The organism is Methanolobus sp. ZRKC5 (assembly GCF_038446525.1).
Classification (GTDB): domain Archaea; phylum Halobacteriota; class Methanosarcinia; order Methanosarcinales; family Methanosarcinaceae; genus Methanolobus.
In genome coordinates this window covers 1,605,978-1,627,510 of record NZ_CP151792.1, presented here as the reverse complement: position 1 = coordinate 1,627,510, position 21,533 = coordinate 1,605,978, and the positions used below count along the sequence as shown (strand labels likewise).

The following is a 21,533-nucleotide window of genomic DNA, read 5'->3' as shown; positions in this document are numbered from 1 at the left end:
AATTTTCAGAAACTATATCTATTCTAAAATCCATGTATATTTGTGGTACATATGGAATTGAAAAACCCTATTTTAGACATTGACGTGAATGAAGAGAATAGAGCAAAAATTCAACCTTTAAAGGATGGCTTTGAAGAACTGACCCCTGAAGAAAGATTTGATGTTGTGGAACTTCAGAACATAATGCTTCAAAAAGTTTCCAACCACCGTGAGAAGTATGGGATTCCAAAGACCGGGCAGAAAGCTGAAAGGGATGCAAATGAGATAATCTCCCACATGTCATCAAAGTCTCTTGACTATTCCCAGGCGTGCATAAATTATTATGTTTCAAAGATCTCTTCTGCTATGAAGAAATAAACCGGCACTTTGTACCATTTCTTTTTGATTTCTTTCTTTTTTCATATTTTATTCATTTCAGCTTTGGGAAGATTCGTACCCTTTCTTCACTCAAAACTTATAAGTGAAATACAGGACAATTATGCTGGCATGGCAGAGATTATCTTTGATGATATTGGCAGTTTTCCTCTTCCGGCAGGAACATCCAAAGACTGGATGGCTGGAAAGTTTTCTGAAAAGAAAAGTGATGCGGACCTATTCAAGGTCATAAATGATGCTTTCATGAAGAAAGTAGAGGCTGGTGTGGAAGTACCTACCTATCCTCAATATCAGGATATGAATGAACAGTTCCTGTCCATCATCAGAGATCCCAATTGTACCGAGGAACCATTCAAGGTAAAACTTTCCGATGCCCGTATCATTGAACTCGAAGCTATTGAAACTGTTGCCAAAACCTACAGGGAAGAGCACGGTGAAAAGCTTGATGTGCGTGTCTGTGTTACCGGACCCCTTGAGCTTTATCTCAAGGAATTTGGCGGAACCGAGTATGTTGATATACTGGATCTGTTTGGAGAAAGCGTTAATCGTTTTGTAAAGAACTCACTTTCAGGTGCAAAGGATTTCAACATAAGGACAGTTTCCATTGATGAGCCAAGCATAGGTATCAATCCGCAGGTCATGTTCTCTGACAATGACCTCATAAAAGCAATGGACATTGCATGCAGCTCTGCAAAAAAAGCTGGTTGCGATGTGGAAATTCATCTTCATTCACCTCTTCATTACACACTTGCATGCCAGACTGAGAATATCAGTGTCATTGGTGTTGAATCCGCAGCAACTCCATCCTACCTTGACCTGATCGACAAAAAGATCCTTGAAGACGCTGATTCATATCTGAGGGTTGGAATTGCAAGGACAGATGTATTCAATCTTGCAGCTGTGCTCAACGACAAATACAACACCAATGTCTGGAAAGAGACTCAATATTTCCCTGAGATCATAAATGATCTGGAAACTCCGGCAGTCATCTCGAAGAGGCTTTCAAAGGCATATTCCATGTTTGGAGAAGGCATCAAATATGCAGGTCCGGATTGTGGCCTTGGGGCATGGCCATCCCAGGAAATCGCTGCACAGCTATTAAGTAATGTTGCAGAAGGTATGGCTGATTTTAAGAAAGGGCTGTAAGATCACCACTTTTTTTCTTTTTCATCATTCCAGATTTATGATTGACGGCAAACTATTGTCAAGCATCTGCATAACCCTGTCAACAATGCCCAATGTCACATAAGTTTCAATATATGCCGCAACCAGCAGAGTCAGAATAATAATCCCTAGCATTTTCCATGTATATTTTGACAGGATGTAATCCTTTGAAGTAGCAAGGATGTATGCAGAATCTTCTTTCAGACTCTCTATGTCATTTCCGTTGAACAATTCTTTGTCAATTACATCGTGGGCCTGGATGTGTGCGAAGCGGTATCCAAGGGCTACCGCCACAAGGATTGCAGGAATTTCAATAATCCCATGAGGAACTATGGAAATGAAGAAGTAGATCACATTGTAGAACAGGCCAATGAGGATACCTTTCATTCCAAATAACTGGAAGCCTGTCATAGCCCCGTTAAAAGTGAAGAATGCAAGAAGGATACCCATCAAAAAACCATTTACCATCAGTATCATGAGCGGCACAATATATGGTATCATGTAGGCAAACATTCTGTACTCATCTTTTCCATAACCACAGTATTGCCATATAGTGCCTTGTTTTTCCTCACTATTCCTTTTGATAGAAGAGAAATCCTTGTCCACCATACTTGTTATTTTGATAAGTAACATGTTTACAGGCATAATCATCTTTTCGAAAAAAAGAGAAAAGCGTGCATAAAGATGATGTCCTGGTCGGATATTGATATCACTTATCAACATTTGATGGACCATCATGAAAAGTCCTGTACCTACAACGGCACATGAAGCTGCAATGCTGTTAAAAATAAATATGGCCCACATTGGATTTATGTAATTTGAAGTTACAGCTACTTTGGCCGTTGCGGCAGAAGCTGTGTTTATAATAACTTCACTCACAGGTTCTGGTTCTGCAAATACTAGCATCAGTATATAGGCAAATATGCCTATAATAAATGCAGAAGCCACTGATAACATGAATACTCTGGCAGACCATTTCAAATCATTGGCACTGATATCGAATCTATTTCTATTTTTCATATTGTTCATGTAAAGCACACGTTTGGTTAGTTTTTATACATCGATGGATTGAAATACTTTAGGTATAGTATAATTATAATACTATATTACTATTCATTATTTATGGGAAGTATTATCAATGCGAATACCTACAGGGATTGAGGGATTTGACGATTTGGTCCAGGGCGGCTTTCTTTCAGAGAGGGTTTATGTGCTGAGCGGTCCGCCGGGAAGTGGAAAAACAACATTTGGAGTTCAGTTTCTTGCTCAAGGAGCGGCGATAGGAGAAGTGGGATTATACGTAACTTTACTTGAATGCCCACAGAACATTATCAATGACATGTCTAACTATGCTATGAATGTCATGACACTGATAAAAATGAAGAAACTTTTGTTTGCAGATCTTGGCCCACGTATGGAATATGGATATATGGATGAGATCAATGAGTTTATAACAACGGATTATAACATTAGCAAAAGTTCGACTGAAAGTGAGGCTCCATCTCCTTCAGTTGTTTTTAAGGAAATAGCTGCTTATGTTTCAGAATATGAGGTAAAACGCCTGGTCATTGATTCAGTATCTGCAATCCGGTTCACTTCTAAAGATCTATCCCTGCAGGAAAAAGAGATGAGTAGGTTCATACGTAATCTTAAGAAATTAGGATGTACAACAGTGCTACTATCTGAAATGACTGATCCAGGTGCTTATTCCACAGAGCAGTTTGCTGCTCATGGTGTTGTTTTCATGCATAATTTCCTTTATGGTAAGACCATGACCCGTGCTATTCAGGTGATTAAGATGCGCGGTACAAAACATGATTGTAACATGCATAGCGTTTCATTCACTGAAAAAGGGCTGAAAGTAGAGGGCTATCTTGAATAATGGTTGTTTCTTATGGTAAAGATCTTTAAGAAAAAGGAAGAAAAAAAAATTCTTCCTGAAGAAGGCAAGGTGCAGCTTGCAGATGCATCCCGCAGGTTAGGTTTTGAAGTAGGTTACCATCGCCACTCTGAAATTGGCTGGGTCCAGGAAAAACTATCGCAAATATACAAGTTTGCTGAAGAATATGAACTCAGGGATTTTGTAAAAGAGCAATACAATGGTGGCAAAGAAGAAGGTTCTAAAGTAAAGGAAAGAGATACAAAATCAGGACTTTCCCAAAAAAGCTCATCAAATGAAGTTGAGCAACCTTCTGCTATCTCAATTGACCGTACGAAAAAAGACCGTACAACTTCAAATATCGGTTCCGGCTACAAAAGTTCCAATGTTGTATTTTCCGGTTCATCTGATATGATCCGTCAACCAGGTCTTGTGGACCTGCCGGAAAATGTAGAACGTCCTAAATCTATAGATAGGCCTTCTTTTTTGGATGGTGCCAGACATCTGACACCTAAAAAGAAATAGGGATTTTTATTGAAAAGGTATCATTGTTCATAGCCAAAAGCAATGAACCTCTGTTTTTCATCAAGATTTGCAAAGATAAATCTGTCATTTTTGCTGTAGGCAACTTCCTTTGAGCCGGTTAATTTAAAGATATATTCTTTTCCCGGACTTGCCTTTTCAACTTTATTCTCACCTTCAGTTATTTCTGTAACTTTTACAGGTGAAGACTGGAGTCCAACATAAAGATGTAGCATATCACCGAGATTGAATTCTTTTGCCAGTGGTGAAAGAGTGCATTTTAATATAAAATCCGTAGCAACAGTTTCTTCCTGTGAAACTATAAAGCCTCTGTCAATGTCCTTTGACTGGATACCTTTGAGGGCAAGTCCAACTCTGGCACCCGCAGGGGCAGATTTGACATCTACATCATGCATCTGTATGGATCTGATCTCCAGTTCCTTTTTGGTTGGGTATGCTATCATCTTGTCCTTTGCGTTAATGGTTCCCTGTGTCGTAACTCCAAGCACTACACATCCGATACCGGTAACGTTGAAAGACTGGTCTATTATTATACGTGGGCGCAGGCTGTCAAGTTCTTTTAAATCTTCAGCTGCCCTGTCACCAACTGTGAATATGAGTTCTTTTAGCTCTTCCATGCCTTCAAAAGAAGTAGTGGATATGGAAATGTAATCCCAGTTCTCAAGTGCAGTTCCTGTTGTAATTTTCTGTAACTTGGCCTGTAGCTCTTCCTGTGCAAGAGGATATGAAGCATCAGATTTTGTGAGAACAACAATACCATGTTTATATTTCATCAGGTCAAGTGCAATGATACACTCTGCAGCCAGTGGATCAAGTCCTGTTGGAGGTATACATAAAAGAGCAACATCAGAAAGGTTAAGTGCTGTAACCAACGCTTTTACAGATGCCGGATAACCGGTAGCATCAATGGTTGTGAGTATCCTGTTGTTCTTGGCATAATCATACATTGTGACATCTGTAACGTTACTTCTCTTTCCAAGTTTTCCGGCAAGCGTGGTCTTACCGCTTTGCTCACTTCCGATGATGGTAATCTTTGTCATATGGGCACCCTTTTTGTGGTTCACGAATTAATCTATTTGGATATATGTCTTTTTCACGACCACAACTGTCCTTCTAACATTGCAAGGGTCTTATCATTTGTGCTCTTGTTTACCTTCCTGATGTTGATGATATATTCATCACCTTTTTTCTCCTGTATCTCGAACGCAACATAAAGACCAAATCTCTGCAGATATGATCTGAATTTGTGGATGGTTTCCTTGTCCCCTACTCTGATCTTGAAATCATCGGAGATCCGCTGGCCTGCCTGGACCTGAGCTATCGTCTTTTTCATCGGGTTGAGTAAACTTTCTCCAAGCCTGAGGCATCTTTTCTGGAAATCTTCCTCATTTTCTTTCCATTCGTAAGACTGGAACCCCTCACGTACTACTCTGGAGAAGAGGAAATCCCGTCCGGTTTCATTGTAGAATTTGAATGCATGGTGCAGGTCAGAACAATTACTTTCTGAACATGTGTATTTCATTGGTTGCAATACCATCTCAGGATCTTTGATAACAACGCCTTCGTGTCCCTTTTTTCCAAGTTCTTTGATAATTTTTGTAATCTCGCCAGGTGCTTCACTGATGTTGAATTTACCAAATAACCTAACATTATCGAAAGTATATTCCTCTGCCAATTCTCTCCTTTTGTGGACTGTCAGGGCTTCTCCTGAATTCTTATACCTCAAGTCAAAAACAAAAAATTTCAGGGACTCTATATTGTAGACATATTTTTGCACATATGGATTATCAGGGCCCACCATTTCTCCATATACAATGATATCAGGGTGATCTATGAAGAAATCCCTTTTGAGGAATTTCCGTACCCTTTCCGTAGAATAAGGGCAAACATGGCCGCTACGGGTAAAAGCAATGAGTTTACTGTTGTAGTCGATAACACGGACATTATATCCGTTCATTTTCTCTTCAACAGCTACAGAATCTATTTCACCGAAATTTTTCTTTACTGCAGGTTCAAGAAGCATTGCTCTTTTAATCTTAGGAAAACCCCTTATGAGTTCAAAAGAGCCAGATTTATCGATCAACACGGTCCCGTCTTCAAAATTTGGTACGTGTCCTTCAAATCTGTAAATATTGTTGTATTCATCCCAGTTTTGTTGCAGGTTTTTCTTCTCAACAAGTTCTTGAAGTCTGGAAGGCGGAAGTTCCAAACAGTCTGCCGCCTTCTCAATATCAAGTTCTATCTTCGGGTAATATTTCATCCCCAGACACCTGGTTCTTTACTGTGCCATTCCTCTGATAATGCTTCTTCTGGTTATTAGCCCAACCATCTGACCTTCAAGGTTGATAACGGGCAGTCCTCCAAGATTCTCTTCTAGCATCATTTTTGCTGCATCAGTTGTTGAGGTGTTTGTGTAGACTGTTTTTACACTCATCTTTATAATATCCTCGACAATAAGATTCTTTATACGGGAATCCTGTTTACTGCCTTCGACCAGGTCACGGAAAGAGCGCATGGCTGTTGCAATATCCGTTTCCGTTACCATTCCAACAAGTTTGTCACCTTCTATGATAGGTATTCTTCCAACATTGTTGTCAAGCATAAGTCTTCTTACATGGCTGACACGGTCTGCAGGACTTGCTACAATAGGATCCGGTTGCATTATCTCTCCGGCATACCCGCTGAAAATGTTGTTCTTGAGTATCTCGTTAGGAGTCACCCAACCAAGAATCTTGTCATTCTCCATAACAACTATCACTCCTCCGTTCTTTACCATCAGCGTGATAGCATCGGTTGCCTTCGTATCCGGCAGTACTTTTGTGAAATTATCTGATATTGCTGTTGCTACATGCAGGGAAGAAGCTGGCTTACTTCCTTTTTTACGAGTTCCGAGTTCCCTTGTAAGGTTTCTCATGGTAAGTACGCCAAGCAGCTTATCATCGTGTCTTACCAGAAGACGTCTTGTCCCTTTCTTGTCCATAATGTCAAGTGCATGGGAAATAGTGTCTGATTTATCTACTACCAGTGGTTCTGCCATTATATCCTTTACTTCCATTGTCATTCCTCTGATCTTTATTTCACTTTTCTGGTTATTCGATGCTTACTGTACTGCTTTAAGTATGTCTCTCCTGCTGATAAGGCCAATAATTTTCCCATCATTAACAACCGGTAGGGCAATAGTGTGTTCTGATAGCATCATCTTTGCTGCATACACTGCCTTGTTCTTGATATCTACAGCTGGTGGGAGCTCTGACATTATATCTTCGGAAACAAGAGGAACTTCTTTTACGTAGCGATATTCCTTCTGACCAGCAGGAGTTGAACGCCTGGTCATCTTTATACTCTTTGATGGAAGTTTTCCTTCATTGTCAGCCATTATATTGAATGCCACGTTGCTTGTTGTTATCATTCCAACAGCTTCATCAGAATCATCTGTAACGATAACACGGTTTGTCTTGTTCTCCTCCATTTCATGGATTACATGATTGATAGTGTGATGTCTGTGGACAAACACGATATCTTCTGTCATTACTTCTGAAATTTTAGTTTTCACATCCTGCTCAGAGAAGTATTTCATAATGTCAGTTCCAGTTATTATACCAACTACTTCCCTGTTCACTACGGCCAGTGAGTTTATACCATTCTCCATCATCAGATCGATTGCCTGGGTCACAGAAGCACCTGGGTATATTGTGATGGGGTTTTCATGCATCACCATGTTTACAGGAATTTTATCAATTGGTCTTCTTCTCCACATGGGTTCGGCTTGTGCAAGCCTTTTTCCAAGGTCTGTCTTTGTGATAATACCAATCATTTCTTCATTCTGAGCAACCACCAGGGTGCTGATCTTGTGCTTAAGCATCAGGTTTCTTGCATGCGCTACGGTTTCTTCCGGTGCTATGGTAAAGACCGGTGAACTCATAATGTCTTTCACATTCATGTTGTTCCTCCTTTTTGGAAGCTTGACCTTTCATCAGGACAAGCCTGCAGGATATATTTAATCTATTATCCATCAAAGAACTCATCATTTCCAGTTTCAGCGGATCGATGTGCTCTTTTTGTTTCTAATCATATACTTGTCTGTGAATCTGTTTATGTTTCATGAAAACAGATCCATCTATCATTTTTTCATGAAAGCCACATTTGTGACAATTCCCGTTTGCAATCGGGTTTTCTTTTCCACCTCCTAATTAAGTCATAATATCAGTTGATATGGTTGTATCATCTGATTTGATCATAGTAAGCACTGAAGTTGTCAGCAATCCGGGGTCTTTTCTCTGGAATCCCATTATCTTCATTTCCAGTTCATTGACCTGATATTTTATTATCAATCTAAACCACTATATTCCACAACATAACAAAATTACTGAGGATATGTTCTTATAATCTCAATAAGTTTTGCGAACGATATCCATGCCTCATGGTTGATTACACTCTGCATGTAAGTGCAAGATCGCACTTTCAAAACTCAGATAATGTACAATGCCTGTTTATAGCAACAGTAGATCCAGCAAACACAATATCCCGGTTTTTAATCACTGTTCCCAGCTTAAATCCAGGCGTTGCTTTGAAAGTCGATACATTTCTTCTTTTAAGATATATCGGGACAGACATTTATTTCACCAACTTGAAGCGTTCTTAATAGATACCAAGTCAAAGGACTAGTCATAGTAACCTTCTTCTTCTTTACAATCTTCACACAGCATCAATTCATTAACATTCGTCAGGCTGTCAACAAAAGCTCCGCAACGTTGGCATATGCCACGTTCAAGCTCCGGTTCCTGAGTATAGTTATTCTCATGATGTAGTTCGATCAGACCTTCCAGAATAGTGTTCAGACCGGGTGCAATAGCTATTATATCCCTGTCAGTTACCATTCCAATTATTTGGTCACCTTCCATCACAGCAAGCCTGCGAATGTTGGATCTCACCATCATTTCAGCAGCTTCGATTATGTTCGTCGCCGGTTTTGTTGCTATAATAGGAGTCGACATGATCTCTCTGGCAGTCATCTTTGCAGGGAGTACATTTCTGACAACCGTTTTGATTATTATGTCACGTTCAGTTATGATGCCGGTACTATCACCGTCTTCATTTACGATGATGCTACCTGTATCTTTTTCCGCCATTTTCCTTGCAACATCAAGGACACTAGCAGTGACATCAATGCCAAAAACGTGCTTTGACATTATTTCCTTGACCAACATCTCATTATGAATCTCCATTATGGAGACATCGGTTTGAATGTCATCCTGAACTTTCAAGACCATAAAATGTACCCCAAAATTCTGGATTAAAGGAATCAATTACCCATAGTCCACTAGATAAAATGTTACTTTTATCGTATAAATAGGTGTTCGTAGATTTTTTAATATGATTTGCATGTTGCCGATAATAGCAGCAGACAAGTTGCTATAATAAAAAAAAGATTCCGGAACAATTCAAAGTGAATGTGCCGGACATTCTAATAAAATATAATTCATTTAACGAACAACTATTCTTGTCCGGTTTCCTGCACTAAGTTCTATTTCATCATTGAATCCGGATTTAGAGAATGCATCAATTATTTCCACAGCCATATCGATATCTAGCTGGTCTACAAGGAGGGCATGGTCGCCCCATAATGCAATTCGTATCCTTCCGGTATCATCTGAGACATAAATGTTTGAAACCATATTCACAGTCCCGTCGTCCCGATCGAATTCCTTCATTTCCCCAAGTCCTGACACCTGTCCTGATATGGAATATGATTCTCCCGGTATGATATCAGCTATGGATGTGAAATCTTCCTTGAACTCTACTTCATCCTCGATTTTTCTGATAGTACTGCGATTTCCAACCTGCATTTCTACCTGCTGGTTGAAATTGTTCTCCTTTGCGTATCCATTGATTATTTCTACAGAGTCATCTGTCTGGAGTTCTGTTGTAAGATCTGCAGTCTCATCCCAGAGTGTCACTCTTATTTTGCCTGTTTCATCACCGATCATAATGTTTGCGACTTTTCCGACAGTACCATCTTTTTTGTTGAATGTTCTTATATCGGCTATATCAAGGATCCTGCCACGAATGTTAAGGTCACCCATTCCACTTTTGATATCTTCTATCTTTTTTGAATCGATGCGGGCTTCTACTTTTTCATCTGTTTCACAAAGAACCCCGTTGTTGCCTATATTTACTTCAATACCGGAATATCCTTCCTTGACGTAGCCGGCTACCTGGTAATTCTGGCCAACTTCAATATTTCCTGTCTTCACAAGATCTGCCCTGTCATCCCATAATGTCAGGCGTATAGATCCGGTTTCGTCTGCAACAATGATATTTGCAACTCTGCCAACGGTGCCGTCATTTCGGTTGAATTCCTTTGCAGGGAAAACAGACATGACCTTTGCAATGAACTTGATATTACCACTGCTTGGAGTTATGCCTGATATTTTCTGCAATTGGTTTTCTCCTGTGTCACTGGCTCCATGGTCGTGGGCCACAAGCATGGCGGCGGTCCTGATGTCGCAGAGTCCGCTCATTTGTTCTACTTTCTCTTCAACCTCACGTGTAAAATCTTCTTTACTGATGATGCCGCCGAGCTTTTCATATATGTCATTTATCTCATCCATGATAATACCTTGAAAACTGAATTGAATATATTAAAATCATCCATTTACCTTTCAACTAGTCTAGTATTCTCTTAGATAATTAATCTAACGAAGATGTTTATAAAAATCCTGGTATTTTGATATTTTATGAATTATATTGTGATTGTTGCGTCATTTTAATAAGATATATTAATTATAAGATGTATTTGCAAGATATCATGATCCGTAAATGTAAAGAGCATGGCTATTTCAGGGGAGAAAGCTGCCCTGATTGTGGAGAAGAAGGACGTTATGTGCTGGATGATGATCGGGAAGAGAGACTTGGAAGGTTTGTTTCCGGTGCATTGAGACACTTCCCTGAAGACGTGGGTATTGAAATGGACTCACTAGGCTGGGTAGGGCTGGGTCAACTTTGCGATGTCATGAAAAAACGCTATAAATGGGGAACCATGGAGCGTCTGATCTCACTTGTTGAATCTGACCTGAAAGGGCGTTATGAGATAGAGGACAATTTCATAAGGGCAAGATATGGCCACTCTGTAGATGTGGACCTTATATCTGATTATCCTGAAAATGATCTGCCTTACCTGTACTATGGTGTCAGTCAGGAAGAGACGGACATGTTGCTCGATAATGGTATCTTCCCTATCAGGCAGTGCTATGTACATCTTAGTACCTCATTTGAAAAATCAAAGGAAGCCGCTTCGGTTCACACGGATAACCCTGTTATTATCGAGGTAGATGCAAATGCTGCTCAGCAGGATGGGGTCGATATTGTTACCGTAAATGCTGACATTGTTCTTGCAAGGGGAATTCCACCGGAATATCTCAGTGTTGTAGAACTTGAGGAATGATCCTCATTCTACGGATATTTTTATCAGGCCGTTGCTTTTATTTATTACGAAGTGTACGTCAAGTAACTGTTCGGTCACGTGGATGTTTGTCAGGCAATGCGGTGTAAGCTCCCTTGTGGTAAATGATCCGCTTCCGGCAAGTCCCATGTAAGGTATTAGTTGGTCAGCCAGATGAATATCAACAGCTGCCCGGGATTTCAGTTCATCAAGCAATATCAGGGCTGCCTGACTACCTACTTTTTCTGCAGGCATTCCTTTTTTTCCTGTATTTACAGATCCCGCAAGACCAGACCATAATGTGATTCCGCTTCCGGTTGAGTGGTAATTTTCTGTTTCAATGTCAATATGCACATCTGTTCCATTCTCTTCCAGCACTTTCTGCGCAGAATCAGCCTGCCTTTTTGCGACATGTTCAGGCAGGTTAGAACAATGTGATACTCCATGTATCTCCTTTTTCACTGTTTTAAAGTCAAATCCTTTTAATGTGGAAGGTTTTATTTCTATTTCTGCGACCCCTCCACCTTTTGGGTAATATCCACGTTCAATAAGTCTTATATCTGCTTTGTACCCCATTTTTGACAGAGCATTTAATGTCAGTTCTTTCAAGTAGTCTATTGATGGAGACCATGCAACATCGGTTCCCCCAGTTATTCTCAGTTTTGTCCTTTCTGGAGAATAAGCGGCTATTGGCATGATAGACTGCATGAGCAATGGAATACTTCCTGCAGTTCCAATCTGTATGTGTGTTTCAACCCCCCTTATTTCCGATGGAGAAAAGTATATCTGAGTGGAGCCCGGAAAAAGTCCATTGATGTCGGCATCACACATCATGGCAACAGCCTCAATGGATTTGAGATGCTGGGTTTTCAGTCCTTTTTTTGGACGATTATGACGTATATTATTTATTTCGATATCTTCTTTAATAATAGCTGAAAGGGCAACGGCTGTCCTGAGTATCTGTCCTCCACCTTCTCCGTAGGAACCATCTATTTCTATCATTTTCTTATTTTACGCATCTTTTTCAACGCACCCTTCGCAGCAAAACTAACAGGGTCTATAAGCATTGATACGGGTGGAGCGTAGCAGGTCTCGATGTTTGCCAGTTCATCCACGCTTGTTCTTTTTTTGATGGCAAGTGTGAGTGCATCAATACGTTCTTTTACTCCTTCCCCTCCAACTACCTGGGCTCCAACGAGATATCTTTCACTGAATATTAGCTTGATAAAAAGTTTACTGCCTCCTGGATAGTAATCTGCCCGTGTTGATCCAGTTGCCAGGCCGGTTACTATTTTGATATTATTTTCCCTTGCTCCTTTTGACGTGAGCCCTGTAGTTCCAACTTGTAATTCTCCTATGACAGCTACCCAGGGATTGAGAATAGGGCCAAATTCACCGGGGCTTGAAGTAAGATTGTTCGTTATGATTCCTGCCATCCTCCTTGCAGTGCTTGCAATTTGGCTTAGCATTGGTTTCCCGGTGATAAGCTCATGGACTTCTACGCATTCTCCGCCACAGAAAATGTCCTGATGAAATTTTCCTCCAACTGATGGGTGCAAATATTTGTTCACAATTATCCCTCCGGTATCTCCTATATCAATTCCTGCACTGGAAGCCAGTTCATTCTCTGGTTCAATTCCTGTGGATATTATTACAAGGTCTGCTGGAAATTTAGTAGAAGCAATTGTAACGGATTCAGCATGTGTTTCTCCATTTATTGATTCAGGTGTCTGTTCTGTTATGACTTTAACTCCGAGGGATTCAAGATGTTCCTTTACTGATTCTGCCATGTCAGGGTCGATGTTATGTGAGAGAATAGATGAACTTCTGTTGAGAAGTATGGTGCTTATGTCCCTCTGGGAAATGGCTGCTGCAAGTTCTGCACCAATTGCTCCCCCTCCAATTATCACACCACTTGATGCTTTAGCAAGTGCTTCCTCTATTTTCATAGCATCTGAGAGCGTTCTCAGGGTGAATACATTTTTAAGTGAGGTTCCCTGGATATTCCCGGGTATCCTTGGTTTGCTGCCTGTGGCAATAACAAGTTTGTCGAAGTGGTATTCTTGTTCGTTGGAGCTAATGTTTTGTCCTTCAATGTCTATGGAATCTACTCTGCTTTCAAGTCGAAGGTCTATTCCCATATCTTTGAAGAACTTATTATCTCTCAGGATCAACGATTCGAAATTCTTGATCTGCTTTCCAATGACAAAAGGCATCCCACACTGGCTATATGCTGTGTGTTTGTCTTCAGAGAACACGGTTACAGAATAGTTGCTGTGACGGGTAAGGCTTGTAGCTACAGCCATTCCTACTGCACCACCGCCTATTATAATCACTTTTTTGTCGTTGTTCGTCTTTTTTTCTCGCATATTCTTCTAAAAGCTTATCTGGATATTAATTCTATTCCCCTGGTAGATTCTGTCCAAATCAAAATTGGGTATTGTTATTTTGTAACTATTCAGCCTGGCACGATTTGCCTATTGGTACTGATTTCATCGAAATAGAGATGTCTGCTCACTAACAATCTAACAATCAAAAAATCAATCAATAGCAACAATCAAAATAAATGATCCTAATGAAATTTACGTTTCAACTTTTTGTCAAGATTGTTATTGATAGCGTTTTTATCAGGCTGAATAGTTACGTTATTTTTAACTATCCCGCTCTCAATATCACCCATAAGTTTATAAAACTTTGAATTATATTACTTAACGTAATCATCATTATGATTACATTAATACTTGAAAACAAGATAATACAGATACTACGAACAAAGGTATCTTTCAACAATACAAATTTAGTTATTCGTAATCACTACCGATTCAATATGAATCATCTACCGATTAGGTATTCGTTAATCACATAAAAGGTGCTTAACAGGTCAAAAGCTACAAGTATTCAATGAGGGATTTGGAAATACTGCTTATTGACCACTGTCAGCAACAGCTTGAGTAGCATGTTTACATTACATGCGAAGTGCATAGTTACTGCTGTTATTAGCTTGGCGTTGGTTTGGATTAAGTGGAATTCTTCATGTTTATTCATTGAATTTTTAGTTTCACATTTCAGGCCTTTCGACAAGATGATGAAGTCTTGCTAGTTGTTGCCTACTTGCTATTTTTGTATTCCGAATTGTTCTGGTATCATCATACAAAAATTCGGAGAATCATCATGCAAAATGCAGATACTACTAAATATATAATTCATTCTAAGATAGTCGCAGATGGAATAATAGAACGTCCTGATATAGTCGGAGCTATTTTTGGCCAGACCGAGGGTTTGCTTGGTTCTGACCTTGATCTTCGTGACCTTCAGAAAACAGGGCGAATAGGAAGGATTGAGGTTGTTGTCAACGCAAAAGGCGGTAAGACAAGGGGAACTATCCTTATTCCCTCAAGCCTCGATAAAGTCGAGACTTCTATCCTTGCAGCATCTCTGGAAACCATAGACAGGGTCGGACCTTGCAGTGCAAAGATCGAGATAACTCATATTGAGGATGTTAGGGCAACAAAACGCCAGCAGATCATTGAAAGGGCAAAGTTCATTTTCACCGGCATGTTCGACGAGAATCTACCTGAATCTCAGGAAATCGCTGATGAGGTACGTCAGTCCGTAAGGGTTGAAGAAATGCAGTATTTCGGCAAAAACAAAGTTCCATGCGGTCCTGCAGTTTTCGAATCTGACGCAATTGTCGTTGTTGAGGGTCGTGCAGATGTTCTTAACCTGTTGAAATACGGTATTAAGAACACGATTTGCGTAGGTGGTACCAATGTTCCTCCTGAAGTTGCTGAGCTTACTAAGAAAAAAGAGACAGTGACGGCTTTCACAGATGGTGACCGCGGAGGAGAACTTATCATCAAGGAACTGGTCCAGATCGCAAATATCGACTACATTGCAAGGGCACCAGATGGTAAGGGTGTTGAGGAACTGGTGCAGAAAGAGATTGTAAGGTCTCTAAGGCAAAAAGTTCCAGTTGAGCAGGTAATTGACAAATATGTTGTCAAGGATCAGGCACCTCTGAATGATAATGCTCGTGGCCCACGCCTTCCACAACGTAAGGAAAGAAGGCCTGCTCCTGAGGTCAAACGTGTTGGTGCCACAAAAGTCCAGAGAACCTCCAGGGAACCACGTGACAAGGATACACGTGAAAGAGATACAAGTGAAAGAGATACACGTGAAAAAGGCACGCGTGGCAGGGATACACGTGTCAGAGACACACGTAGCAGAGACACACGTGGCAGGGATACGAGAACAAAAGAACCACAGCAAGATCTAAAGAAGGAGCCAGTTGCTGTTCCTAAATCAAAAGTTCCGGTATCTCCTGAAAACAAGAGATTCAAGTCTCACGCAGATGATCTTCTAGGCACATTCAGTGCACGTTTCCTTGATGGCGGGGATAATGTTGTTAATGAAACAGCAGTTCGTGATCTTGTCAGTACTCTCAAGGACTACAGGGACGAAGTGAAAACAGTTGTTTTTGATGGCGTTATCACTCAGAGGATCCTTGATATTGCTGTAGATAAAGGTATAGAGCGTTTGATAGGTGCAAAAATAGGTAGTGTGACCAAGAGACCTGCTTCTGTTAAAGTATTCACAGCTGGATCTTTGTAATCCTGTGTACTGTGCTTGCGCACAGTATATTTATTTTTTTTTCAATATTGATTTTCTATTAGTATGCTCCTTTTTTATTTACTCTTGATTATGGTTATTTGTCATGTTTAATCATTGAAATTAAACAGCAAAATTTATATACTCAACTCACGGAAGTGGTTTCCGTGGGAAATACCTTTATTTTGAAATTGACCAACTGGCATTAGTGCATTATTTAAACAGTGCACAAAATAGCAAACACAATTTAATTTTAGGTATAGGTTGGTTGGTATGCACAAAGATGAATTGATACAATTGCACACATTGATGGCTCAAATAAAAAGGCATTTTGAACACATGGGAATAAATGAATCGTTTGACGGATATGATTCGTTATCTATAAGTCCTCTGCATGTTCACAGGAGCAAAGCTGAACACAAACATGCTATCTTTGTTCTTGGAAACGATATAGCAGCTTCACTATCACAGGATGATATATCTGGTATAGGGAGAACTTCTGAGCGGATGCATGAACTTGCTCTGCGTGCAAGTGGGCACATGGGTAATACGAACTAAATATAGTCGTGAAGCCTGAAAGCATGTTTCTTTCCTGATAACACAGGTTCATTTGTGTTATTCAGGAAAGTGGCATCAAATGGAGTAAGACGTTTTTTCATTATTATTCCGTCCTCTCCGTCAGAGTAGTATCCATTCTCTATCCAGCAGGGAATGAATTCCATACGTTTGTAAAATTCCTGTGCCCTGATATTGGTAATCCTTACTTCCAGGCTTGCATAATGCAGGAACTTGCCCATAAAAACAGGAATAATGGCGTTCATGAGCTTAGCTCCAATGCCCATGCTTCTGAATCCATCTCTCACTGCGAGTGAAAATATCCTTCCTTCGCTGGCTGACAGTTTATATCCTACTATAAAGCCTACTACATAACCATTATATTCGGCAACAAGGAATCCTTCGCTGTTCATCTCGTAGAAGTTCATGTAAAGGAATGGATTATGTTCCGAGAACGCCTCTGACTCTATTTCCAGAACCTCTTCAAAATCAGAAGGTTCAAAGTTTCTTACTATCATTTTTCCTTAAAGCACAATGTATGTGCCTTATTTAATTTTTTCAACATGGCGCAGGTCTACCGCAACTCCGCGGCTGGCTTTCTTCATCTCATCTCCGCTCATGGCTGCTCTTCCAACTGCAATTGCGTTCTTGCCACAAATGAGCACTTCATCGTTTGGTCTTATCAGTGGATCAGCATCCATTACTCCGGGTGCAAGAAGTGAACCACGAGGGACGAAGTCATCTATTTTCACGATATATTTGCCCTGATCCATCATAGCTTTCACACCTTCAATGGTAATTGCGAGGGTGCCGTATTGAGGGATCAATGTGGTGAGTTGTTTCTTTCCCACGAATACCTGGTGTTTGGGGAAGGGTCCTTTGATAATTGAATCTTCGGGCACGAGTATTTGTCCGAATCCTCTTCCAAACTGGTAATCTGCAACAGCTTTCATAAGGTCTTTTTGTGTCTGCTCATAACCTCTTTTTCTTCCGGTGCAAAGTCCTGACATCGTTTCACTGAGATTTTTCAATGATTCAGGCGATGTCACATTACCACGACTGGTGTAAATAATATCTATGCCAAGTTTTTCTGCCACAATTTCGCATATCTGGCGGTATGCATCCTCAACATGTGCAATGATCGATGTATATTGATGCTGTGACAGGTATTTTTCAAGACAGGATGCTACCCATTCCTTTTCTTCCGCATCCCAGTATCCGGTAACTGTTGTGTCATAGTGTGATGCAGGGTATGTCAGTTCAAGTTCCCTTGGTACGATTCCAAGAGGTGATGTGATAATGACCTCATGAACAAATTTGCGGCTCTTTCCAAGTGCATTGATAAATCTCCAGTGAGAATTAGATGTTGAGTATGGTTTCTTGGCAGAGCACGGCAGGAGCAGAAGTACATCTTTTTCAGGTGGTGTATATCTTTCCTGTATCCTCCTGGCAAATCGGACGATCTCTACTCTGTTCTGCGATTCTCCGCAGGTTGCAATGAGCGAGTTTTTCCTGGCAATGGTGCTCTTACTTTCCATATAATTATACTCTGCATCCATGAGTCGCATCAGGGCGGTAAGCCAGGGTCTTACTCTGCACTGTCCTTCTATATACTCACGCAGCATTCCTAAGCGTATTTTCTCTCTGACAAGAGCTGCTTCAGCTTCCATGGCATTGATGTTGTGCTTTTCTATAATTGAAGCACGGCTCTTCTTGTCCATTTTCATAAGGCTGACTAAATCCGTTGATGAACATGAACTGCATTTGCACGGCAGTTCTGCCAGTGAATCGAGATAGAATTGTCCTGCGGTAGTGAAATATATGTCATTGTGTGCAGCAATTATGGCTTTTGTATTGTCAAAGATATCAATACCAAGATAGACCAGCATTGCAAGGTTTTCAGGGGTGCATATATTGGGTGCGTAGACCGCCGTATCGGGTGCGATCTCACTTTTCATCTCAATAAGCGTGTTGATCATACGTCTTGCATTGTTCTCAAAACACCCTGCGCCCTCTATTACATAGAGGTCACTTTGCTTTACCTTTTGTCCGGGTATGTAAATGGTTCCTGTGGCACCACTAGCTTCTATTTCTGACCTTTCTGCAAGTTTTATTGCAAGGTCTTGCGGTGCATCAGGTGTAAGATTCTGGTGAGGAAGTATTATCAGGACATCTTCTCCAGAATCTTGTCTTATTTTCTGGTACCATTCTTCGCTTTCTTCCAGATCGCTATATTTCCAGAGAGAGCCACCATCTATTATCAGGCTGTCAGGAGAACTAAGGCTTCTTGTATCTATTATGAAAGGTGTTCGGATGGTTTCCTTCAGGAGAAGTTTTCCTATCCTTGCAGCGCCATCTCGCTGCTGTACCTCAAAGTATCGTGTCATTGCTGTCTAATAGGTGTAGTCAGATGTAAATGTTTGCCTTTACCAAAAAGTATAAATCGGACTATCTCACTTAAAAAACGATTCAATGCAAAAATCCGATATACTTAAAAATCTGCAGGAAATAGCCGGAAATGAAAGAGTTTCCGCGTCGTCCGCAGAGCTTTACTGTTATTCATGTGATGCCTCTCAGGTAAGGGGTATGCCTGATTTTATTGTCAGGCCAGTAAGTACTGAACAAGTTTCAAAGATAGTCAGGCTTGCAAATGAGGAAGAAATTCCTGTGACCTCCAGAGGTGCAGGTACGGGGATGGCCGGTGGAGCTGTGCCACTCGAGGGTGGCATTGTGCTTGATATGTCATCCATGAACAGAATTCTGGAAATGGACCTTGGTAACCTTCAGGTTACAATTGAACCTGGCATTATCCAGGAGAAGTTGAATGAAGCGCTTGAACCATATGGTTTCTTTTTTCCTCCTGATCCGGGAAGTTCTGCAATGTGCACACTTGGTGGCCTTATAGCTAATAACGGAAGTGGAATGCGCTCGGTTAAATACGGTACCACCAAAACCTATGTTCTTGGGCTTGAGGTCGTAATGGCAGACGGTACAGTGGTCAATACCGGCTCCAAAGTGACAAAATCAGTTGCTGGTTATTCATTGAATGATCTTTTTATAGGGTCCGAAGGAACCCTCGGAGTCATAACAAAAGCGACGTTGAAAGTCAGGGCGCTGCCAAAAGAACGTTCTGTTCTGCTTGCCTCGTTCGATGATCCGGAACATGCAGGTCAGGCAGTTGTTAAGGTTCTATCTTCCGGCCTAATTCCTTCCGCATGTGAGATTCTGGACAGGAACATAATCGAGGCTATAAACACCTACGACCCTAATATAGGGCTTCCAAAAGCAGGTGCCATCCTTATGTTTGAAGTAGATGGTACTGAAAATAGTGTTCGTGAAGGTATTGAGATGATAAGGGGCATATGCAGTTCCCTTGCAACCAGTATCAGGGCAGCCTCGGATAAGAAGGAAAGAGATGAGATATGGGCTGCAAGAAGGCTTGTAGGTGCTGCAGTTTCCAGGCTTGATCCGCTTCGCACCCGTGTTTATCTTGGCGAGGACATTGGAGTCCCTATTAAAGAGTTGCCTGGAATGTTGCATAAGATACGCGAGATATCCGAAGAGTTCGATCTGCCGATCATGACCTATGGGCACATCGGTGACGGCAACCTACACACTGGTATGTGTATTGATATGCTCGACGACAAGCAATGGGATAAACTAAGCAAGGTCGCAGACAAGATACACCGTACAGCTATTGGTATTGGTGGAACTGTCACTGCCGAACATGGAGTTGGCAGTGCAAGGGCAGAGTACCTTGAACTTGAGCTTGGTAATGCCCTTGATGTAATGATATTGATAAAGAAAGCCCTTGATCCCAAAGGAATACTTAATCCCGGTAAGATGGGGGTTTGAAAATGAGCGAATCTGATATGCGTTCAATACTAAAATGTATCCGTTGCGGTACATGTCGTTCAATATGTCCTGTTTTTGATGTTATTGGCTGGGAATCAGCCAGTTCCCGCGGACGCATGCTTGTAGCCCATGGTATTTCTCAGGGAATGGAAGTTGACGAGAGTGTTTTAGATAGTCTTAATACCTGTACTACATGTGGACTCTGTGAGCAGATGTGTCCTTCAGGAGCATCTCCTGTCAAGGTTGTAGAAAACTTCAGGCACCAGCTTGTGCTTCAGGGCAAGATGACCGATGCACAGAAGAAGCTGCGCTTCGAGGCTTTGGATAAGGGCAATCCTCTTGGTGAAGCAAAAGATAGGATGGGATGGCTTGGAGACTCTAAAAATGATTTGACAGAAAAGGCAGATTATGTCTTCTTTGCAGGCTGTTTGGCTTCATACAGGTACCCTGAACTCACAAAGAGAACCTTTGATATTCTGAAAAAGTACGGTGTTACCGTTCTGAAGGAGGAAGTATGCTGTGGCTCTCCGCTTCTGAGGACAGGTTCTGATCCATCTGAACTTGTGTCAAAGAATATGGAACAGATCAAAAAGATAGGTGCTCACACAATAATCACCGGATGTGCAGGATGTTTCACAACACTAAAAAATGATTATCCGGGTGATGTGAAAGTTGTCCATGTTGTCGAGTTCCTTGCAGATCGCCTTGCTGAAATGGACCTGAAGAAACTGGATCTGAAAGTTACCTATCATGACCCATGTCACCTTGGGAGGTGTAACGGGGTATTCGATGCTCCAAGGCAGATAATAAAATCCATCTGCGACCTTGAAGAAATGAAGAGTAACAGGGAAAATTCCAAATGTTGTGGCGCAGGTGGCGGAGTACTCAAAGGTTATCCTGAACTGTCCCTTGAGATCTCAAAGAACAGGGTCGAGGAAATTCCAAAAGATGTGGATTATCTGGTAACCGCATGTCCGTTGTGCCGTACAAATCTCAAACGTGGCAGCCCAAGGGTTGATGTGCTGGATATAATTGACTTGTTGGAAATGGCTATGGAATAGCCATTTTAGTTTCTATTTTTGAATATTGGACCGTTTTAAAAAATAAGAGCAG

The 21,533-nt window shown here is 41.0% G+C and carries 21 protein-coding genes; 9 read left to right on the top strand and 12 right to left on the bottom strand.

Annotated elements, in window-relative coordinates; all coding sequences use genetic code 11:
* Positions 1-51: 51 nt before the first annotated feature.
* Both WN948_RS08055 and WN948_RS08050 read left to right on the top strand, forming a co-directional pair.
* Positions 52-357, top strand: a complete 306-nt coding sequence (locus WN948_RS08055) for a hypothetical protein (RefSeq protein ID WP_342303709.1) — start codon at positions 52-54, stop codon at positions 355-357.
* Positions 358-486: 129 nt separating this feature from the next.
* Positions 487-1,521 (top strand): methionine synthase, encoded by a 1,035-nt coding sequence (locus WN948_RS08050; RefSeq protein ID WP_342303708.1) that lies wholly within the window; start codon positions 487-489, stop codon positions 1,519-1,521.
* Positions 1,522-1,545: 24 nt separating this feature from the next.
* Here the strand turns inward: WN948_RS08050 and WN948_RS08045 are convergent, their stop codons facing one another.
* Positions 1,546-2,559, bottom strand: coding sequence for a stage II sporulation protein M (locus WN948_RS08045; protein ID WP_342303707.1), 1,014 nt, complete (start codon positions 2,557-2,559; stop codon positions 1,546-1,548).
* A 118-nt stretch (positions 2,560-2,677) separates the two neighbouring features.
* Between WN948_RS08045 and WN948_RS08040 the strand changes: the two genes are divergently transcribed.
* Both WN948_RS08040 and WN948_RS08035 read left to right on the top strand, forming a co-directional pair.
* Positions 2,678-3,421, top strand: a complete 744-nt coding sequence (locus tag WN948_RS08040) for an ATPase domain-containing protein (protein ID WP_342303706.1) — start codon at positions 2,678-2,680, stop codon at positions 3,419-3,421.
* 12 nt (positions 3,422-3,433) lie between these two features.
* A complete protein-coding gene (locus WN948_RS08035) occupies positions 3,434-3,943 on the top strand; it encodes a hypothetical protein (RefSeq protein WP_342303705.1) in 510 nt (169 codons plus the stop codon).
* 20 nt (positions 3,944-3,963) lie between these two features.
* Here the strand turns inward: WN948_RS08035 and WN948_RS08030 are convergent, their stop codons facing one another.
* The 7 genes from WN948_RS08030 to WN948_RS08000 form a co-directional block, all read right to left on the bottom strand.
* Positions 3,964-5,001: an EF-Tu/IF-2/RF-3 family GTPase gene (locus tag WN948_RS08030; RefSeq protein ID WP_342303704.1), complete on the bottom strand. Its 1,038-nt coding sequence runs from the start codon at positions 4,999-5,001 to the stop codon at positions 3,964-3,966.
* 53 nt (positions 5,002-5,054) lie between these two features.
* Positions 5,055-6,221, bottom strand: coding sequence for an RNA ligase (locus WN948_RS08025; protein WP_342303703.1), 1,167 nt, complete (start codon positions 6,219-6,221; stop codon positions 5,055-5,057).
* Between the two features lie 18 nt (positions 6,222-6,239).
* On the bottom strand, positions 6,240-7,016 hold the full coding sequence (locus tag WN948_RS08020) for a CBS domain-containing protein (RefSeq protein ID WP_342303702.1): 777 nt from the start codon (positions 7,014-7,016) through the stop codon (positions 6,240-6,242).
* Between the two features lie 45 nt (positions 7,017-7,061).
* On the bottom strand, positions 7,062-7,901 hold the full coding sequence (locus tag WN948_RS08015; protein WP_342303701.1) for a CBS domain-containing protein: 840 nt from the start codon (positions 7,899-7,901) through the stop codon (positions 7,062-7,064).
* Positions 7,902-8,151: 250 nt separating this feature from the next.
* On the bottom strand, positions 8,152-8,292 hold the full coding sequence (locus WN948_RS08010; RefSeq protein WP_342303700.1) for a hypothetical protein: 141 nt from the start codon (positions 8,290-8,292) through the stop codon (positions 8,152-8,154).
* Between the two features lie 330 nt (positions 8,293-8,622).
* On the bottom strand, positions 8,623-9,231 hold the full coding sequence (locus WN948_RS08005; protein ID WP_342303699.1) for a CBS domain-containing protein: 609 nt from the start codon (positions 9,229-9,231) through the stop codon (positions 8,623-8,625).
* 213 nt (positions 9,232-9,444) lie between these two features.
* Positions 9,445-10,572: an OB-fold nucleic acid binding domain-containing protein gene (locus WN948_RS08000; protein WP_342303698.1), complete on the bottom strand. Its 1,128-nt coding sequence runs from the start codon at positions 10,570-10,572 to the stop codon at positions 9,445-9,447.
* 197 nt (positions 10,573-10,769) lie between these two features.
* On the opposite strand from WN948_RS08000, the gene WN948_RS07995 reads away from it, so the two are divergent.
* Complete coding sequence (locus tag WN948_RS07995) at positions 10,770-11,405, top strand: RNA 2'-phosphotransferase (RefSeq protein WP_342303697.1); 636 nt, start codon at positions 10,770-10,772, stop codon at positions 11,403-11,405.
* Positions 11,406-11,408: 3 nt separating this feature from the next.
* Here the strand turns inward: WN948_RS07995 and rtcA are convergent, their stop codons facing one another.
* Positions 11,409-12,404 (bottom strand): RNA 3'-terminal phosphate cyclase, encoded by a 996-nt coding sequence (gene rtcA / locus WN948_RS07990; RefSeq protein WP_342303696.1) that lies wholly within the window; start codon positions 12,402-12,404, stop codon positions 11,409-11,411.
* Entirely contained in the window at positions 12,401-13,771 is a 1,371-nt protein-coding gene (locus tag WN948_RS07985) for an FAD-dependent oxidoreductase (protein ID WP_342303695.1), read from the bottom strand. Before WN948_RS07985 ends, rtcA begins: the two co-directional genes overlap by 4 nt.
* 802 nt (positions 13,772-14,573) lie before the next feature.
* Here WN948_RS07985 and dnaG point away from each other — a divergent pair.
* Both dnaG and WN948_RS07975 read left to right on the top strand, forming a co-directional pair.
* Entirely contained in the window at positions 14,574-16,013 is a 1,440-nt protein-coding gene (dnaG, locus tag WN948_RS07980; RefSeq protein WP_342303694.1) for a DNA primase DnaG, read from the top strand.
* A gap of 270 nt (positions 16,014-16,283) precedes the next feature.
* On the top strand, positions 16,284-16,568 hold the full coding sequence (locus WN948_RS07975; RefSeq protein WP_342303693.1) for a UPF0058 family protein: 285 nt from the start codon (positions 16,284-16,286) through the stop codon (positions 16,566-16,568).
* On the opposite strand, the gene rimI is transcribed toward WN948_RS07975, so the two are convergent.
* Both rimI and arcS read right to left on the bottom strand, forming a co-directional pair.
* On the bottom strand, positions 16,565-17,083 hold the full coding sequence (rimI, locus tag WN948_RS07970; RefSeq protein ID WP_342303692.1) for a ribosomal protein S18-alanine N-acetyltransferase: 519 nt from the start codon (positions 17,081-17,083) through the stop codon (positions 16,565-16,567). The two genes, WN948_RS07975 and rimI, sit on opposite strands and share 4 nt — an antisense overlap.
* Positions 17,084-17,110: 27 nt before the next feature.
* The gene (arcS, locus tag WN948_RS07965; protein ID WP_342303691.1) at positions 17,111-18,952 is read right to left on the bottom strand and encodes an archaeosine synthase subunit alpha; all 1,842 of its coding nucleotides are present in this window, start codon (positions 18,950-18,952) and stop codon (positions 17,111-17,113) included.
* Positions 18,953-19,037: 85 nt separating this feature from the next.
* Between arcS and WN948_RS07960 the strand changes: the two genes are divergently transcribed.
* Together WN948_RS07960 and WN948_RS07955 are read left to right on the top strand one after the other, a co-directional pair.
* Positions 19,038-20,420: an FAD-linked oxidase C-terminal domain-containing protein gene (locus tag WN948_RS07960; RefSeq protein ID WP_342303690.1), complete on the top strand. Its 1,383-nt coding sequence runs from the start codon at positions 19,038-19,040 to the stop codon at positions 20,418-20,420.
* A gap of 2 nt (positions 20,421-20,422) precedes the next feature.
* Entirely contained in the window at positions 20,423-21,481 is a 1,059-nt protein-coding gene (locus WN948_RS07955; RefSeq protein ID WP_342303689.1) for a heterodisulfide reductase-related iron-sulfur binding cluster, read from the top strand.
* Positions 21,482-21,533 lie beyond the last annotated feature (52 nt).

Excerpts from the sequence above, each read along its gene's own strand:
- WN948_RS08055 (WP_342303709.1), top strand. The coding sequence starts at position 52 with ATGGAATTGAAAAACCCTATTTTAGACATTGACGTGAATGAAGAGAAT.
- WN948_RS08050 (WP_342303708.1), top strand. The coding sequence starts at position 487 with ATGGCAGAGATTATCTTTGATGATATTGGCAGTTTTCCTCTTCCGGCA.
- WN948_RS08045 (WP_342303707.1), bottom strand. The coding sequence starts at position 2,559 with ATGAAAAATAGAAATAGATTCGATATCAGTGCCAATGATTTGAAATGG.
- WN948_RS08040 (WP_342303706.1), top strand. The coding sequence starts at position 2,678 with ATGCGAATACCTACAGGGATTGAGGGATTTGACGATTTGGTCCAGGGC.
- WN948_RS08035 (WP_342303705.1), top strand. The coding sequence starts at position 3,434 with ATGGTAAAGATCTTTAAGAAAAAGGAAGAAAAAAAAATTCTTCCTGAA.
- WN948_RS08030 (WP_342303704.1), bottom strand. The coding sequence starts at position 5,001 with ATGACAAAGATTACCATCATCGGAAGTGAGCAAAGCGGTAAGACCACG.
- WN948_RS08025 (WP_342303703.1), bottom strand. The coding sequence starts at position 6,221 with ATGAAATATTACCCGAAGATAGAACTTGATATTGAGAAGGCGGCAGAC.
- WN948_RS08020 (WP_342303702.1), bottom strand. The coding sequence starts at position 7,016 with ATGGAAGTAAAGGATATAATGGCAGAACCACTGGTAGTAGATAAATCA.
- WN948_RS08015 (WP_342303701.1), bottom strand. The coding sequence starts at position 7,901 with ATGAATGTGAAAGACATTATGAGTTCACCGGTCTTTACCATAGCACCG.
- WN948_RS08005 (WP_342303699.1), bottom strand. The coding sequence starts at position 9,231 with ATGGTCTTGAAAGTTCAGGATGACATTCAAACCGATGTCTCCATAATG.
- WN948_RS08000 (WP_342303698.1), bottom strand. The coding sequence starts at position 10,572 with ATGGATGAGATAAATGACATATATGAAAAGCTCGGCGGCATCATCAGT.
- WN948_RS07995 (WP_342303697.1), top strand. The coding sequence starts at position 10,770 with ATGATCCGTAAATGTAAAGAGCATGGCTATTTCAGGGGAGAAAGCTGC.
- rtcA (WP_342303696.1), bottom strand. The coding sequence starts at position 12,404 with ATGATAGAAATAGATGGTTCCTACGGAGAAGGTGGAGGACAGATACTC.
- WN948_RS07985 (WP_342303695.1), bottom strand. The coding sequence starts at position 13,771 with ATGCGAGAAAAAAAGACGAACAACGACAAAAAAGTGATTATAATAGGC.
- dnaG (WP_342303694.1), top strand. The coding sequence starts at position 14,574 with ATGCAAAATGCAGATACTACTAAATATATAATTCATTCTAAGATAGTC.
- WN948_RS07975 (WP_342303693.1), top strand. The coding sequence starts at position 16,284 with ATGCACAAAGATGAATTGATACAATTGCACACATTGATGGCTCAAATA.
- rimI (WP_342303692.1), bottom strand. The coding sequence starts at position 17,083 with ATGATAGTAAGAAACTTTGAACCTTCTGATTTTGAAGAGGTTCTGGAA.
- arcS (WP_342303691.1), bottom strand. The coding sequence starts at position 18,952 with ATGACACGATACTTTGAGGTACAGCAGCGAGATGGCGCTGCAAGGATA.
- WN948_RS07960 (WP_342303690.1), top strand. The coding sequence starts at position 19,038 with ATGCAAAAATCCGATATACTTAAAAATCTGCAGGAAATAGCCGGAAAT.
- WN948_RS07955 (WP_342303689.1), top strand. The coding sequence starts at position 20,423 with ATGAGCGAATCTGATATGCGTTCAATACTAAAATGTATCCGTTGCGGT.